The sequence below is a fragment of the Metapseudomonas resinovorans genome (assembly GCF_002003485.1).
Taxonomy (GTDB): domain Bacteria; phylum Pseudomonadota; class Gammaproteobacteria; order Pseudomonadales; family Pseudomonadaceae; genus Metapseudomonas; species Metapseudomonas resinovorans_D.
The window spans coordinates 1-14,473 of the sequence record NZ_BDMA01000010.1; the positions used below are offsets into that span (position 1 = coordinate 1).

The window sequence follows — 14,473 nt, forward strand, 5'->3', positions numbered from 1 at the left end:
TGAACGCCTGAGCGCGAAGCGATCTGGCCGGGGCGCAGAGCGGGGTTGGGGTGAGGGCAGGCAGTCGTGGCGGGGCGTTCTTAGGGCGCACCTTCGGTCCGCTTGGCGATTGAAATCGCCCCCACAGGAGTTGTGCCTGGGATCGGCCTTTTTTTCCTGTGGGAGCGAATTCATTCGCGATCGAAATCGCACACGAGTTCCAGGTCCTGGCCTTACTGCACAGCAACTTCCGGCAGCACCGGTACGTGCTCCAGTTGCAGGCGTTCACTGCTCCAGGCACGGACCTGGTTGGTCAGCTCCAGGTCGTTGTTCAGCTTGCGGCCGTAGGAAGGAATGATTTCCTTCAGGCGGGCCTGCCATTCCGGGGTCTGGACCTGGTCCTTGAAGGTCTTCTCCAGCACGGTGAGCATGATCGGCGCAGCGGTGGAAGCACCCGGCGAGGCGCCCAGCAGTGCGGCGATGGTGCCGTCGGCGGAGCTGACGACTTCGGTGCCGAACTGCAGGATGCCGCCTTTTTCGGCGTCCTTCTTGATCACCTGTACGCGCTGGCCGGCGGTCAGCAGTTCCCAGTCCTCGTCCTTGGCTTGCGGGAAGTACTCGCGCAGTTCATGCATGCGGTCGGCCTGGCTGAGCATCAGCTGGCCCATCAGGTAGGTGCTGAGCGGAATGTTGTCCAGGCCGGCGTTGGTCATCGGGCCGATATTGTCGGTGGTCAGGGCGCTGAACATGTCCAGCAGCGAGCCGTTCTTCAGGAACTTGGTGGAGAAGGTGGCGAAGGGTCCGAACAGCAGCACCTTCTGGCCATCGATCACACGGGTGTCGAGGTGCGGCACCGACATGGGCGGCGAGCCGACCGACGCCTTGCCGTAGAGCTTGGCCTGGTGCTGCGCCACCACCTCGGGGTTGCGGGTGACCAGGAACTGGCCGCCCACCGGGAAGCCGGCATAGCCCTCAGCCTCCGGAATGCCGGATTTCTGCAGCAGCTTGAGGGCACCACCACCGGCGCCAATGAAGACGAACTTCGCCTTGACGCTGCGTACCGCCTCGTCGTTGCCGAGGTCGGCGACGACCACTGTCCAGGTGCCGTCTTCGTTGCGCTTGATGTCGCGGACTTCGTGCTTGAGGTTCAGCGAAACCTTGTCGCTTTCGGTCAGCGAGGCGATCAGTTGGCGGGTGATCTCGCCGAAGTTGACGTCGGTGCCGATGGCCATGCGGGTGGCGGCGACTTTCTGGTCCGCCGGACGGCCTTCCATCGCCAGCGGCGCCCACTTGCTGATCTGCCCATGGTCCTCGGAGTACTCCATGCCACGGAACAGCGAGCTGTGCTGCAGGGCAGCGTGGCGCTTCTTGAGGAACTCGATGTTGTCATTGCCCCAGACGAAGCTCATGTGCGGCACGCCGTTGATGAAGGACTTCGGATTGCTCAGCACATTGCGCTCGACCTGGTAGGCCCAGAACTGCTTGGAAATCTCGAAGGATTCATTGATGGCCACAGCCTTGCTGATATCGATGCCACCGTCGGCGGTTTCCGGGGTGTAGTTCAGCTCGCAGAAGGCGGAGTGGCCGGTACCGGCGTTGTTCCAGGGGTTGGAGCTTTCCGCGGCGACCTGGTCCAGGCGTTCGTAGATGTCGATGCTCCAGCCCGGCTCCAGCTCGTGGAGGTAGGTGCCGAGGCTGGCGCTCATGATGCCGCCGCCGATCAGCAGCACGTCGACGGACTTCTCCGCCGCCGGTTGCTTGGCACAGCCAAGTACCGTGAGGCACAGGAAGCCTAGGAGGAGTTTTTTCATGGGACCGTCCCTTTACTGTTTCTCGAAAAGGGCGGTGGGTAGGCAAATGCCGTGCCGTAATCGGAAAAATCCCATGAAACGATTCACTGCGCGGGAATCAAGGCTTCCAGGTCCGGTAGGCGGTGGCGGAAAACCGCCCGGAATGGCGGGTATCCACCCCCGTGCGTGGCGGATACCCGCCACCCACAACTCGCAGGCTCAGTCGCGGTCGATCCGGAAGCGACAGACCTGTCCCTGGCGCAGCATGCATTCCAGGTGCTCCACCTTGCCGCCGCCGAGGGTGCCGATCAACGCCAGGTCCAGCTCGCAGACTTCCGGGTGCAGCGCCGCCAGGTGATGGAACACGCAGTTGTGCGCGACGATCTCGGTTTCGCCGCCGGAGCGGAAGAAGACTTCGGCTTCGTAGCCGGTTTCGTGCATGTGCTGGGCGATGCGCGTCTCGTCTATGACCTGCGCTTCGATTTCGCCTGCCAGGCGGCGGCCAAGACCGCGCATGAGCTGGACGAGGGCGTCGTGGCCGATGAGGCTGGCCACTTCGCCGATCAGCAGATTGGCCAGTAACTGGTACTGGCGGGGGAAGAGCTCCCGGCCACGTGGGCTGAGTTGGTAGAGCTGTTCGGGGCGGCGGCCGGTGGGTCGCGTTTCGCCCCGCAGTACCAACCCGTCGCGCTCCAGCGCGGCCAGGTGCTGGCGGACAGCCGTGCGGGTCACCGCCAGATGATTGGCCAGTTCGTCGATGCTCATGCCGCCCGATTGATAGAGCAGGGCGCCGAGCAGGTCCTGTTGAGTACGTCCCAATCCTTGAAGCATCGATTACCTCGGCAGGCCAGTGTCAGAACTTGTCCGGGAACTGCTTGACCAGTGCAGCGGCCAGGGTATCGGCCAGTACCTGCATGTGCTGGCGCATCGCTGCCCAGGTCCCGGCCTCGCCTGCGAAGTCGCCTTTGCTCAGTTGGTCGATCTGCGCCACATGGTGTCCGCCGTGGGCGCTGAGCATGTTGAGCAGGGCGTCCTCGGGCAGGTTCGGGTTGGCGCTGGAGAGGAACTTGGCAATGCCCTTGGCATTGCGGGTGAGGTCGCTCACCGCCGCTTTCTTACCGTCATCGTCCTTGGCCACGGTGGCATCGCTGTAGTGCTTCACGGCGCCCCAGTGCCCGGCCAGCAGTTCCAGCAATTGGTCCGCCGCTGGCTGGCCGTAGAGCGGGGCGATGCTGTTGGCGATGGCCTTGGCGTTGTTCACGACCTGGGTGGCGGCCGCATCGGCCTGCTTGCGCTGGCCGTCCTGATTGGCGACGACGTAGTTCCTGACCCAGAAGATGTGTTCCACCCATAGGTCGCGCAGCGCCATACGGGTGGTCAGCGCGGGAGTGTCGGCGCCGGCCGCCGTTGATTGCGCGGCCAGGCTCCAGGTGGGTTGAACGAGCGCTACAAGCAGCAGTAAAGCCAGTGTCCTGAGTTTCATGACGGGGCCCTCACGTTGCGGATTGTCCTACAAAATCAATTAAAGCATAAAAAAATGCCATTATTGATTTTGAGGAGGCCGCTGATCGGAACCCTCAGTGTTTCTTTTGCAGCCAGTTGAGGAAGCCGCCTTTCTTGATGGCCTGTGGCTTCTGCAGCAACAGGTTACGGCTGGCCTGTTCGCGGAACGTGCGCAGACGGGTGATGGCGGCACGGACTTCGACACGTGCATCCAGGCAGGTGCGGATGGCATCCCGTTCTATGCGGTAAAGCACGCAGGAGGTCAGTGCGGTGAACCGTGCCTGGGACGGTGTGTCGCTCTCGATGCCTTCTTCGCCGAGGATTTCTCCCGGCCCCATGCGCCCGGCTTCGATCATGTTGGGGCCGTCGGGTACCGCCGCCGAGATGACGCCGGTACCAATTACCAGCAGGGAGTTCGAAACCTCCCCAAGGCCCAGTACCTCTTGGCCGGCAGCGAAGGCGAGGGGCGCCATGACCAGGCTGAGTGCGTCTTTCTCTTCGCTGCTCAGTGCCCGGAAAATCTTCACATCCTCCAGCAGCAGGCGTGGGCGGGACCAGGGTTGTGGCGCGGCTTCGCTGCTGAAGACGATGCCGGCCGCTTCCAGGTGACGGTGCGCCAGGTCGTACATCAGGTTGCGGACGTCGGTCTTGTTCTGGCCGGTGCGGATGAAACCACTGGCCTCGTACTCCATTGATTCCAGGTCCGACTCCTTGATGGCGACCTTGGGCTTGGGGTCGGCCAGCAGGGCGCTGATGCCCTGAACCGTCTTTTCCAGCGCGTCCAGTACCCGGCGCGGGCGTACCTGAGTCGATACCCGCAGGCTGATGGAGACGTTCGTCAGCTCGTAGGGGCGGCTGAAATTGTGCACCTTGGTCTTGGCTGCGACCGAGTTGGGGATGACCACCGTGCTGCCTTTATTGGTCAGCAGGTGAGTGGCGCGCCAGTCGATTTCCACCACCTTGCCTTCGGTGCCGTCGATGGAAATCCAGTCATCCAGCTGGTAGGGCTTGGTGGTGTTGAGAACGATGCCGGAGAAGACGTCGCTCAGGGTGCTCTGCAAGGCCAGGCCGATGACGATGGCCATGACGCCGGAGGTGGCCAGCAGGCCCTTGACCGGTAACTGCATCACGTAGGCCGCCGCGGCCACCACCGCGACCAGAAAAATCACTGCGCCCAGCAGATCCTGCAGTAAACGCCCGGCATGGCCGATGCGCGGCATCAGCAGACCCAGCACTACGGTGAGGGTGCGGGCGCAGAAAAGCCACCAGACGATTTCCAGGGCGGTGGCCATCAGGTTGAGGGTGGTATCGGTGAACGGCGGTGGCTGGAGCGGATTCAGCCCGGCATCGATGATCAGTGTGCTGAAGAGCAGGAACAGCATTGTCCGGCACGCCACCTTCCAGGTGCGTTGTTCGGGCGGTATGACGCGCCAGGTGACCAGGTCCAGCAGGATCAGGACGACACCGAACACCAGGGGGTGGTTCTGAATGAATGCGAGCATGAAATCCCTTCCGCGAGTGAGCCTGCACACGTTAGCAGAGCTCCCCATCAGCCTGATATGGGGCCGTTTGGCGTCTGCCTGGCGACATCCGTGGTGGCGCGTGGTCTGAGCCATGCAGGGCCGCGTAAGCAGGAGCAGGTCAGATGGCCAATTTGGCTTCGAGGATGGTGATGGTGTTCGGTGCCTGCTGCCTGGGCGCCTCGGCCCAGGCGTGCCCGCCCGGGCAGTACGAAGTCTGCGTAACCTCCTGCATCTGCCTGCCCGATACCCGCGAGGTGCTGGGTCCGCTTCCGGGCGAAGTGACGCAGGTCGCCGCCGGTGCCATGCAACAGTGGCTGGTGCAGGCGCGCGCGGATGCCCTGGCCGGCGGTGTGGAAGCGATACCACCGTCGATTCGAGAAAAACTCACGCCTTACTACGACGCGGCATTGCTGGATAGCGTGCGCTTTCGCGTGGGCGACAGCAGCGAACTGGGCACGGCCGGCGCGATGCTGCATGACCCGGATATCAAGGCAGTGACCCTGGTTGACGTGATTCTCTTCCGCGACCGCGAAGGTGCGCTGGACGATGTGGCGCTCTGGGCCCATGAACTGATGCACGTGCAGCAGTACCGGGAGTGGGGTGTGGAGGGTTTCGCGACCCGCTATACCGAGGATGCCGACAGCGTTGAAACGCCGGCCTATCAGATGCAGTTCAAAGTATCGAAGGACTTGCGGGGCAAGTGAGTAAGCCCGTCTGGTGGACAGCACTTTCCCTGTCCACCAGACGGCGTTCGGCCGAACTCCGCTGGTGGATAAAAAGAGCGTTATCCACCCTACGTACTGGCTTGCCCCTGTAGGAGCGAATTCATTCGCGAAAGCAGACCGCAGGTCTGCCAACTCAATCCCGCTTCGGAATCCCCAGTCCGCGTTCGACCGCTGGACGCGCCAGGAAGGCTTCCAGCACGCGCTTTACATTGGCGAAGCGCTCGAACCCGACCAGCTCGCCCGCCTCATAGAAGCCGACCAGGTTGCGGACCCAGGGGAAGGTGGCAATGTCGGCGATGCTGAACTGCTCGCCCATGATCCAGTCCCGGCCTTCCAGGCGCTGGTCGAGCACCGCCAAAAGGCGCGCCGATTCCTGCACATAGCGGTCGAGGGGACGCTTGTCTTCATAGTCCTTGCCGGCGAACTTGTTGAAGAAGCCGATCTGGCCAAACATCGGGCCGATCCCACCCATCTGGAACATCAGCCACTGGATGCATTCGTAGCGTCCTGCGGTGTCCTGCGGGATCAGCTGGCCGGTCTTGTCCGCCAGGTAGATGAGGATGGCGCCAGACTCGAACAGCGGCAGCGGGCGGCCATCCGGTCCATTGGGGTCGATGATGGCGGGGATCTTGTTGTTTGGATTGAGGGAGAGGAATTCCGGCGACATCTGGTCATTGCGCTCGAAGCTCACCAGGTGCGGCTCGTAGGCCAGACCGGTCTCCTCCAGCATGATGGAGACCTTGACGCCATTGGGTGTTGGCAGGGAATAGAGCTGAAGAACGTCCGGTCGCGTTGCCGGCCATTTACGGTGGATGGGGAAAGCCGACAGATCACTCATGGGGACATCCTGTGCGAGATTGCAAAGCGAATGGGCAACCATACTCGCCTGCGCCCAGGTAGCGAAAGGCCGTTAACCGGGTAGGAGCGAGCTCTGCTCGCGAAGCTCTTGATTCATCGCCGCGCCTTAGCCTTGAGGATCAGTCGCGGTCCGGCGCACCCAGCGGGAACAGCGGCCGATACGGGCGCGCTTCATCCACGGCACGGGCGATGGACGGATGCGCCAGGAGCCGTTGTCGATAGCTGCGCAGATTGCCGAAGGCCGCATCGATCGGGTGCACCCAGTCGGCGTAGAACAGCGAGGGCGCCGCCGCGCAGTCCGCCAGGCTGAAGGATTCGCCGGCAGCCCAGGTTCGCCCCGCGAGCTTCCCTTCGAGCCAGGCGTAGCTGCGATCCAGCAGGGCCTTTGCGTCCGCCACGCCGCAGGGATCGCGCTGGTCCTCCGAGCGCAGGCTATCGAGCACCGGCTTCTGCATGGGCGTCATGACATAGAGGTCGAAGAAGCGATCCATCATTCGCACCTCCAACGCCGCTTCTGGCTGCTCGGGGATCAGCTTCACTGGCCCGGCATGGTGCAGCTGCAGGTACTCGATGATGATGCTCGACTCCATCACTGCACGCTCGCCGTCCAGCAGCAGAGGAAACTTCTGCAACGGCCAGAGCCGCTGGAACTCTTCAGCGGTGGCTGGATCGTCGGGTGATAGCAGGCGCATCTGGAACGGGACGCTGTTCTCGTAGAGCGCGATCAGGACCTTCTGGCAGTACGACGAGAAAGGGTGCGCAAACAGTTGCAGGGACATGGGGCGACTCCTGGATGCGAGGGATTCGCTGACTGGTCGATTGGCGCAGGGCGAGATCGACATCGACTCAGCAACACGCTAGCGGATATCGCCCACCTGTGCCGCCTCGAAGAACGACGAGATCAGCAGGCTGTTGCGCCGTTCCGCCAGGCAGTAGAGGTAGGTTTCGGTGTGCACCGGATCGCCCTCGATGCGGATCGCCTTGATCCGCGGGTCGGGAATGAACTCCGCCTCAGATACCGCACCCAGGCCGATGCCACGCACTACCGCTTCACGCAGGGCCTCGCGGCTGCCGATTTCCATGGCGATGCGCGGTGTCACGCCGGCCTCGGCCAGCACCCGCTCCAGGGCTGCGCGAGTGGTGGAGCCGGATTCCCGCTGCAGCAGTGGCTGACCCTCGAGTTCCGTCAGCGCAATGCTGTCGCGGCGGGCGAGGGGGTGGTCGTGCCGGGCGAACAGGATGATGGCGTGGCGGGCGTAGCGCACGGTGCACAGGCTCGGGTCTTCATGCAGGCCGGCGAGCACGGCGATATCGGTGACGTAGTTCTCCAGGTCGGCCAGCACTTCGGCCGAGTTGCCGACGCGGATCGACACCTCGATACGCGGATGGCGCTGGCGGTAGTGGTCGACCATTTCGATCACATGGAAAGGGCCGACCGCGCCCAGCTTGAGCTGGCCGCTGTCCAGTCGGCCGGAATCCCGCAACAGGTTATGGGCTTCCAGCTCAAGGGTGGCCAGGCGCTGGGCGATGGGCAGCAATTGCCGGCCCACGTCGGACAGCTCGATGCGCCGGCCACGGCGGTGGAACAGCTCGACATTATGTTCGCGTTCCAGCCCCTGCACCTGAGTGGTCAGGGTGGGCTGGCTGAGCCCCAACGCGCGGGCCCCGGCGCTAAAGCTGCCGTGCCTGGCGACCGCGAGGAAAGCGCGCAATTTGGCGGACGACATCCATAGGTTCCTTCAATAGTTTTCTGTCGAAACCCATATTGAATTGATCGTATGACTGTCACGTGACCTTCCTAGCCTGTGCCCATTCCAACCACAACCGCTGGGAATGCCATGAAAAACCTCGCCAAGTTCCTCCGGGTCGCCGGTATCGTCCTGCTCCCGTTGGTCGCCGCCACCTCCGCCCAGGCCGCCGATAAACTGACCATCGGCCTGATCCCCTCGGAAGATTCCCAGGCCATGATCGAGTCCAGCAAACAGGTGCTTGACAGCCTCGAAAGCCAGCTCGGCATGCCCGTGGAGCCCTTCGTCGCCACCGACTACAACGGCATTATCGAGGCCCTGCGCGCCGGCAAGCTGGATGTGGCCTACCTCGGTCCGTTCTCCTACGTGCTCGCCACCACAGTGGCCGATGTCGAGGCCTTCTCCGTGGCAGTCACCAAGAAGACCGGACAGAGCGCCTACAAGAGCCTGATCCTGGCGCGCAAGGACAGCGGCATTCGCAACCTCGCCGACCTCAAGGGCCACACCTTCGCCTTCGTCGACCCCAGTTCCGCGTCCGGTCACCTGTTCCCGAAGGCGGGACTGGAACAGGCCGGCTTCGAACCGGACAAGTTGTTCTCGCGGGTGATCTTCTCCGGCTCCCACGACGCCAGCATCCTCGCAGTGGAGAACCAGAAAGTGGACGCCGCCGCCGTCGCCGACCGCATCCTCGCCGGCGCAGTCGCCAAGGGCCTGGTGAAGCAGGACGACTTCCAGGTGGTCTGGACGTCCCGCCCGATCCCCGAGTCCCCGATGGTCTGGCGCAAGGACATGGACCCGGCGCTGAAGCAGAAGGTGGCTGCCGCGCTGGCCTCGATCAAGGACCTGCCGTGGGGCGACCAGGGTCAGCTCGACGGCTTCCAGCCCACCAACGACGCGGCCTATGACGTGGTCCGCGAAACCGCCAAGGTCCTCGATCTCGACCTGCGGAGCATGAAATGATCCGGGTTCGCCAACTGACCAAGCAGTACGGCAGCAATGCCGTGCTGCGAGGCATCGACCTGGAAATCGCGGCAGGGGAGTTCGTGGTGATCCTTGGCCAGTCCGGCGCCGGCAAGTCGACCTTGCTGCGCTGTATGAATCGCCTGGTCCAGGCGGACTCCGGCAGCCTGGAAGTGGCCGGGATCGACGCCATCGGCTGTCGCGACACCCGCGACCTGCGTCGCCAGGTGACGATGATCTTCCAGCACCACAACGTGGTGCCGAGGCTATCGGTACTGAAGAACGTGCTGACCGGCCGGCTCGGCTCGGTGTCTACGCTGGCGTCCGTGCTGCAACTGTTCCGTCGCGAGGACCTGGCCCTGGCGATGGACTGCCTTCGGCGAGTCGAGCTGGCGCACAAGGCCCATGAGCGCACCGACGCACTGTCCGGCGGGCAGAAGCAGCGAGTGGGCATCGCCCGTGCACTGGCCCAGCGGCCGAGGGTGATCCTCGCCGACGAGCCGGTGGCCAGCCTCGATCCGAAGACCGCGCGTCTGGTGCTGCAATACCTGCGCGATGCCAGCCGCGAGTTGGGCATCACCGTAGTCTGCAACCTGCACCAGGTGGATTACGCCCGCGAGTTCGGCGACCGCATCGTCGGCCTGGCCCACGGGCGGTTGGTGTTCGATGGCGACGGCGCGAGCCTGACCGAAGCCGACCTGCAACGCATCTATCCCGGCCAGGCGCCGGAACCCGAGGAACTGCACGGTTCCGGGCGGGCGCAATTGCGCTATGCAGCCGGGCTGGAGGGTTGACCATGCAACGAAACAACTACACCTGGACCGTGGACCTGCCGCAGGGCAGCCGTGGCTGGCTCGGCACCGGTGCCCTGGTGTTGGCGGTGATCCTGGTGCTGCACTGGAGCGCCACGGGCGCGCAGCTCAGTCTCGGCGAGCTGGCCGCCGGCCTGCCGCAGATAGGCGACTTCCTCGGGCGCACCATGCCGCCGGATTTCAGCATCCTCCCGAGGCTGATCGCCCCCGCGCTGGAGACCGTGCAGATCGCCATCTGGGGCACGCTGCTCGGTGTGCTGCTGGCCATCCCGCTGTCGTTCCTGGCCGCGCGCAACCTCACGCGAAATCGCCTGCTCTACGGTGTCACCCGGCAATTCCTCAACCTGACCCGCAGCATCAACGAACTGATCCTCGCCCTGGTGTTCGTCTCGGCGGTGGGCCTGGGGCCGTTCCCCGGCGTGCTGGCCCTGGCGCTACACGGGCTGGGCATGCTCGGCAAGTTCTTCGCCGAGAGCATCGAGGAGATCGACCAGGGCCCCATCGAGGCCTTGCAGGCCACCGGCGCGCGGCCCTTGCAGGTGATCGTCTTCGGTGTGCTGCCGCAAGTGATCACCGCGTGGATCGCCGTGGTGCTCTACCGCTTCGAGGTCAACCTGCGTTCGGCCACGGTGCTCGGCATGGTCGGGGCCGGCGGTCTCGGCTTCGAGCTGGTCAGCAGCCTCAAGCTGTTCAAGTACCAGGAAACCGCGACCTGCATCATCGTGATCACCCTCATGGTCATCCTCGCCGACACGGCTTCCAGCCGTCTGCGCAACGCCATTCAGCGCGGCGCCTCCCACTGATCCGACTGTGATCGCCAACCGCCCGGTGTGACGCCGGAGCGGTTGGCCGAGGCCTGCGCGTTCGTATCGGCCTGGCCGATGCACGCCTGCAATTAATCGATTTGAGCCGTTGTCGGGCAGGGCTGACCATGCACCCACCTTCCGACAACAACAAGAAAGGAGCCACCATGACTGCCCGTTTCCATAATCCGGTCGATACGCGTTTCGGCTGCGGCAGCCTCCGTGATCTCGCGTCCCTCACCGAGAACCAGAAGGTCGCCCTGGTGATCTTCCCCGAGGCACGCGCCCTGGGTTTGCTGGGCCGCCTCCAACTGCTGCTGGGCGAACGCCTGGTGCACGTGGTGGAGGACGTCCAGCCCAACCCGGACGTCGCCCAGTTGCGCCACACCTATGAGCGCTTCTGGCATGAAGCGGCTGACTGCCAGACAGTCATCGCCGTCGGTGGCGGCAGCGCCATCGACACCGCCAAGGCGCTGATCGTCGGCACCGAGTCCGGCAGCTTCGACGAGCTGCTGGGGCTGCTGTCCACCGGCCAGGCGTTCGTGCCGGCCCGCGCCAAGTCGCTGATCGCTGCGCCCACCACCGCCGGCACAGGGAGTGAAGTGACGCCCTGGGCGACCATCTGGGATGCGGGCAACCAGAAGAAATACTCACTGCACCTGGATTGCACCTGGCCGAAGGTCGCCATCGTCGACCCGGAACTGATGCTGACGGTCCCGGCGGGGGTCACCGTGTCCACCGGCCTGGACGCGCTGTCCCACGCGCTGGAGTCGATCTGGAACGTGAACGCCAACCCGCTTTCGGACACCTTCGCCGTCTCCGCCATCGAGGACATCCTCGACTGCCTGCCGCAGTTGCGCCGCGACCTCGGCAACCGGGAACTGCGTTCGCGCATGGCCCTGGCGGCGCTCAAGGCCGGCATGGCGTTCTCCAACACCAAGACCGCGCTGGCCCATTCCATTTCCTACGAAATGACCCTGCGCTACGGGCTGCCCCATGGCATCGCCTGCTCCTTCACCCTGCCACTGGTGCTGGGCCTGGCCTGGGGCCGTGACGAAGCCCGCGACCGCACCCTGCAACGGGTCTTCGGGCCTGACCTGCGCAAGGCCCAGGCGCGCCTGCGGGAGTTCCTTCACAGCCTTGAAGTGAAGACCGAGTTCGGTGATTACGGCGTGACTGCGAGGGAAGCCGAGGCGATCATCGAGTTCGCCATGCAGGGCGCACGCGGGAAGAACTTCATCGGTTCCCAGGCCGCCTAGGGACCTGTCTCCCCGACCTGAGCGCGGCTTCGGCCGCACCTTTCCTGTTGCACCGAAAAAGAGTGCCGCCCCCGGCTTGACCGGGGGACCGTACAAAAGGAAAACACCATGAATCGTGCAGATACCCTGTCTGGCTTGACGATGTCCCATTCGCCTTCGTTCCGTGTAGCCCAGTGGCGCATGCTGCTGGCGGCCATGTTCTGCTACCTGTTCTTCTACACCGGCCGGCAGACCTTCGGTTTCGCCATTCCCGGCATGCAGGCCGAGTTCGGCCTGAGCAAGGAAACCCTCGGCTGGGTCTCCACCGCCATGCTCTGGACTTACGCCATCGGGCAGGCCATCAACGGCAACCTCGCCGACAAGTTCGGTGGTCGCCGCATCATGAGCCTGGGGGCGGTGCTGTCCTGTGGTGCCAACTGGATAACCAGTTTCGCTGGCGGGTTCATGAGCCTGATCCTGCCCTGGGGCATCAACGGCTACTTCCAGGCCCTGGGCTGGGCGCCGGGCAGCCGTCTGCTGTCGAACTGGTGGGGTGTGTCGGAGCGCGGCAAGGTCTATGGCTTCTATGTGTTCGCTGCCGGCTGCGCCTCGATCCTGTCCTATGTCACGTCCATCGTCGTGATCGAAGTGCTGCATCTGGAGTGGCGCTGGATCTTCCGTTTGCCGGTGCTGCTGATGCTGGCCGGCGGCATCCTGTTCTTCCTGATTGCCCGTGAGCGTCCGCAGGACCTGGGTTTCGAGCCGCTGGCCGATACCGGTGTAGCCAATGCCAACGACAAAGATCAGGAAGCGGCGCAGGGCGAGGTGGAAACCTCCGCGCAGCGTTACAAGGCGGTGTTGAAGAACGCCAAGCTGATCATCGCCGCCGTTTCCCTGGGCTTCCAGAATGCCGCCCGCTACGGCCTGATCGTCTGGGTGCCGGTGCATTTCCTCGGTGCTGACTGGAAGAGCGGCGGCGACGGCTGGATCGACCCGAAGTGGATCACCGTGGCGCTGCCGGTGGGCATGGCGGTGGGTGCGCTGAGCAACGGCTGGGTCTCGGACAAGCTGTTCGGCTCCAAACGCTACCTGGCGATCATGCTCTACATGGTGCTGGGCGCCGCAACCAGCCTGTGGATGTGGAGCCTGCCGGCCCATAGCACCATCGGCCTGGTGGCGCTCTTCCTCTGTGGCTTCTTCGTCTATGGCCCGGCATCGAGCTTCTGGGCGCTGTGCCCGGACCTGGTGGGCGCCAAACGGGCGGGTACCGCGACCGGCGTGATGAACTTCTCGTCCTACCTGTTCGCAGGCCTGGCCGAGCCGCTCATTGGGCGTCTGTTGGACATCAGCGGGAATACTTCGCTTATCTTCATCGTGGTCACCGCCGCCTGCCTCAGCAGTGCCCTGGTCGCATTGTTCGTGCGGCGCTGACCTTCACTTCCACCCATTGGCCGACGCCTGGAACTCTTCATGTACCAGTACCACAAGTGGCTCCGCTCCTTTCACGCCGTAGCCCGGACGGGCAGCTTCACGCTTGCGGCGGAGTACCTGTGCGTCGGCCAGCCCACGGTGAGCGAGCAGGTCAGCTCGCTGGAGAAGCAATTCTCCGTGGAGCTCTTCCATCGCCGTGGCCGCTTCATCGAACTGAGTGCGGCGGGCCGCGAGCTTTATGCGATTACCCAGGGCCTGTTCGGCCAGGAGAGCGAAGCGGTGCAATTGCTGCAGAGCTTCAAACAACGCAAGGCGGGCATGCTGCGCCTCGGCGCCGTGTCGCCGCCGATCGCCATGAGCCTGACTTACCAGCTGATGCAGCGTTACCCGGACATCGAACTGGAGACCTCCTTCAACACCGAAGGCGAGACGCTGGAGCGGCTGTACAACTTCGACATCGACGTCGCCATCCTTGCCCTGTCGGAGTTCGATCAGCGCCTCAACACCCAGCTCTACCGCAGTTACCCGATCATCGCCGTGGTTCGCGACGATCACCCCTGGGCCAGCCAGGAGCAGGTGCGCGTCGAGGAAATCAGCGGCCAGCGGCTGGTACTGCGCGAACGCGCCTCGCGGACTCGCCAACTGGTGGAGGAGGAGTGCCATCGGCGCGGCCTGGAACTCGATTGCGCGATGCAGCTCAACAGCCGCGAAGCCATCGTCCACGCCATTGCCCAGGGCATCGGGATCGGCTTCGTGTCGACGGTGGAATACGCGCAGACACCCGGAACGCGGCCGATCACCTTCGTCGACCACCCGTTCCACATCGACTACTACCTGTGCTGCCTGGGCATCCGCCGCAATCGACCGATGATCAACGAGCTGTTCGATTCCAACGCACAGCCTGACGCACCACCTCCCTGATTCCACCTGCTCCCAATCAGCAATGTCATGACTCCCGCTACCGGCGCGGAGCAGCCCCTCTCATCCCTGAAACTGGAGATCCACCATGGACTACAAGCAACCCACCCAACTGCAAGCCGTCATCCTTGACTGGGCCGGCACCGTCGTCGACTTCGGTTCCTTCGCACCGACCCAGATCTTCG

14 protein-coding genes and 1 pseudogene are annotated in these 14,473 nt (G+C 64.0%); 8 read left to right on the forward strand and 7 right to left on the reverse strand.

Features of this window, described 5'->3' with window-relative positions; all coding sequences use genetic code 11:
- Nucleotides 1–212: 212 nt before the first annotated feature.
- The 4 genes from MnOB_RS02500 to MnOB_RS02515 all read right to left on the reverse strand — a co-directional run bounded on the left by MnOB_RS02500 (nucleotide 213) and on the right by MnOB_RS02515 (nucleotide 4,774).
- Nucleotides 213–1,790 (reverse strand): malate:quinone oxidoreductase, encoded by a 1,578-nt coding sequence (locus MnOB_RS02500; protein WP_077521659.1) that lies wholly within the window; start codon nucleotides 1,788–1,790, stop codon nucleotides 213–215.
- Between the two features lie 198 nt (nucleotides 1,791–1,988).
- On the reverse strand, nucleotides 1,989–2,600 hold the full coding sequence (locus MnOB_RS02505; protein ID WP_077521661.1) for a helix-turn-helix transcriptional regulator: 612 nt from the start codon (nucleotides 2,598–2,600) through the stop codon (nucleotides 1,989–1,991).
- A gap of 22 nt (nucleotides 2,601–2,622) precedes the next feature.
- Nucleotides 2,623–3,252, reverse strand: coding sequence for a hypothetical protein (locus tag MnOB_RS02510; RefSeq protein ID WP_077521663.1), 630 nt, complete (start codon nucleotides 3,250–3,252; stop codon nucleotides 2,623–2,625).
- A gap of 94 nt (nucleotides 3,253–3,346) precedes the next feature.
- Complete coding sequence (locus tag MnOB_RS02515; protein WP_077521665.1) at nucleotides 3,347–4,774, reverse strand: mechanosensitive ion channel family protein; 1,428 nt, start codon at nucleotides 4,772–4,774, stop codon at nucleotides 3,347–3,349.
- A 143-nt stretch (nucleotides 4,775–4,917) separates the two neighbouring features.
- On the opposite strand from MnOB_RS02515, the gene MnOB_RS02520 reads away from it, so the two are divergent.
- Nucleotides 4,918–5,499, forward strand: coding sequence for an eCIS core domain-containing protein (locus tag MnOB_RS02520; protein WP_077521667.1), 582 nt, complete (start codon nucleotides 4,918–4,920; stop codon nucleotides 5,497–5,499).
- Between the two features lie 154 nt (nucleotides 5,500–5,653).
- On the opposite strand, the gene MnOB_RS02525 is transcribed toward MnOB_RS02520, so the two are convergent.
- From MnOB_RS02525 to MnOB_RS02535, 3 genes are all read right to left on the reverse strand, one after another.
- Nucleotides 5,654–6,358 (reverse strand): glutathione binding-like protein, encoded by a 705-nt coding sequence (locus MnOB_RS02525; protein WP_077521669.1) that lies wholly within the window; start codon nucleotides 6,356–6,358, stop codon nucleotides 5,654–5,656.
- A gap of 139 nt (nucleotides 6,359–6,497) precedes the next feature.
- Nucleotides 6,498–7,157 carry a glutathione S-transferase family protein gene (locus MnOB_RS02530; protein WP_077521671.1) on the reverse strand — a complete coding sequence of 220 codons (660 nt, stop codon included), beginning with the start codon at nucleotides 7,155–7,157 and terminating at the stop codon, nucleotides 6,498–6,500.
- Between the two features lie 78 nt (nucleotides 7,158–7,235).
- Nucleotides 7,236–8,105: a LysR substrate-binding domain-containing protein gene (locus MnOB_RS02535; RefSeq protein WP_077521673.1), complete on the reverse strand. Its 870-nt coding sequence runs from the start codon at nucleotides 8,103–8,105 to the stop codon at nucleotides 7,236–7,238.
- A 111-nt stretch (nucleotides 8,106–8,216) separates the two neighbouring features.
- Between MnOB_RS02535 and phnD the strand changes: the two genes are divergently transcribed.
- From phnD to MnOB_RS28515, 7 genes and pseudogenes are all read left to right on the forward strand, one after another.
- Nucleotides 8,217–9,086 (forward strand): phosphonate ABC transporter substrate-binding protein, encoded by an 870-nt coding sequence (phnD, locus tag MnOB_RS02540; RefSeq protein ID WP_077521675.1) that lies wholly within the window; start codon nucleotides 8,217–8,219, stop codon nucleotides 9,084–9,086.
- Entirely contained in the window at nucleotides 9,083–9,880 is a 798-nt protein-coding gene (phnC, locus tag MnOB_RS02545) for a phosphonate ABC transporter ATP-binding protein (RefSeq protein WP_077521677.1), read from the forward strand. Before phnD ends, phnC begins: the two co-directional genes overlap by 4 nt.
- 2 nt (nucleotides 9,881–9,882) lie before the next feature.
- Complete coding sequence (phnE, locus tag MnOB_RS02550) at nucleotides 9,883–10,701, forward strand: phosphonate ABC transporter, permease protein PhnE (protein ID WP_077521679.1); 819 nt, start codon at nucleotides 9,883–9,885, stop codon at nucleotides 10,699–10,701.
- A gap of 167 nt (nucleotides 10,702–10,868) precedes the next feature.
- A complete protein-coding gene (gene psrA, locus MnOB_RS02555; protein WP_077521681.1) occupies nucleotides 10,869–11,960 on the forward strand; it encodes an iron-containing alcohol dehydrogenase PsrA in 1,092 nt (363 codons plus the stop codon).
- A 108-nt stretch (nucleotides 11,961–12,068) separates the two neighbouring features.
- Nucleotides 12,069–13,370 carry an MFS transporter gene (locus MnOB_RS02560; protein ID WP_077521683.1) on the forward strand — a complete coding sequence of 434 codons (1,302 nt, stop codon included), beginning with the start codon at nucleotides 12,069–12,071 and terminating at the stop codon, nucleotides 13,368–13,370.
- Between the two features lie 39 nt (nucleotides 13,371–13,409).
- On the forward strand, nucleotides 13,410–14,291 hold the full coding sequence (locus MnOB_RS02565) for a LysR substrate-binding domain-containing protein (protein WP_077521685.1): 882 nt from the start codon (nucleotides 13,410–13,412) through the stop codon (nucleotides 14,289–14,291).
- 85 nt (nucleotides 14,292–14,376) lie between these two features.
- Nucleotides 14,377–14,473, forward strand: a pseudogene (locus tag MnOB_RS28515) (phosphonoacetaldehyde hydrolase); the annotation flags it as partial.

Excerpts from the sequence above, each read along its gene's own strand:
- MnOB_RS02500 (WP_077521659.1), bottom strand. The coding sequence starts at position 1,790 with ATGAAAAAACTCCTCCTAGGCTTCCTGTGCCTCACGGTACTTGGCTGT.
- MnOB_RS02505 (WP_077521661.1), bottom strand. The coding sequence starts at position 2,600 with ATGCTTCAAGGATTGGGACGTACTCAACAGGACCTGCTCGGCGCCCTG.
- MnOB_RS02510 (WP_077521663.1), bottom strand. The coding sequence starts at position 3,252 with ATGAAACTCAGGACACTGGCTTTACTGCTGCTTGTAGCGCTCGTTCAA.
- MnOB_RS02515 (WP_077521665.1), bottom strand. The coding sequence starts at position 4,774 with ATGCTCGCATTCATTCAGAACCACCCCCTGGTGTTCGGTGTCGTCCTG.
- MnOB_RS02520 (WP_077521667.1), top strand. The coding sequence starts at position 4,918 with ATGGCCAATTTGGCTTCGAGGATGGTGATGGTGTTCGGTGCCTGCTGC.
- MnOB_RS02525 (WP_077521669.1), bottom strand. The coding sequence starts at position 6,358 with ATGAGTGATCTGTCGGCTTTCCCCATCCACCGTAAATGGCCGGCAACG.
- MnOB_RS02530 (WP_077521671.1), bottom strand. The coding sequence starts at position 7,157 with ATGTCCCTGCAACTGTTTGCGCACCCTTTCTCGTCGTACTGCCAGAAG.
- MnOB_RS02535 (WP_077521673.1), bottom strand. The coding sequence starts at position 8,105 with ATGTCGTCCGCCAAATTGCGCGCTTTCCTCGCGGTCGCCAGGCACGGC.
- phnD (WP_077521675.1), top strand. The coding sequence starts at position 8,217 with ATGAAAAACCTCGCCAAGTTCCTCCGGGTCGCCGGTATCGTCCTGCTC.
- phnC (WP_077521677.1), top strand. The coding sequence starts at position 9,083 with ATGATCCGGGTTCGCCAACTGACCAAGCAGTACGGCAGCAATGCCGTG.
- phnE (WP_077521679.1), top strand. The coding sequence starts at position 9,883 with ATGCAACGAAACAACTACACCTGGACCGTGGACCTGCCGCAGGGCAGC.
- psrA (WP_077521681.1), top strand. The coding sequence starts at position 10,869 with ATGACTGCCCGTTTCCATAATCCGGTCGATACGCGTTTCGGCTGCGGC.
- MnOB_RS02560 (WP_077521683.1), top strand. The coding sequence starts at position 12,069 with ATGAATCGTGCAGATACCCTGTCTGGCTTGACGATGTCCCATTCGCCT.
- MnOB_RS02565 (WP_077521685.1), top strand. The coding sequence starts at position 13,410 with ATGTACCAGTACCACAAGTGGCTCCGCTCCTTTCACGCCGTAGCCCGG.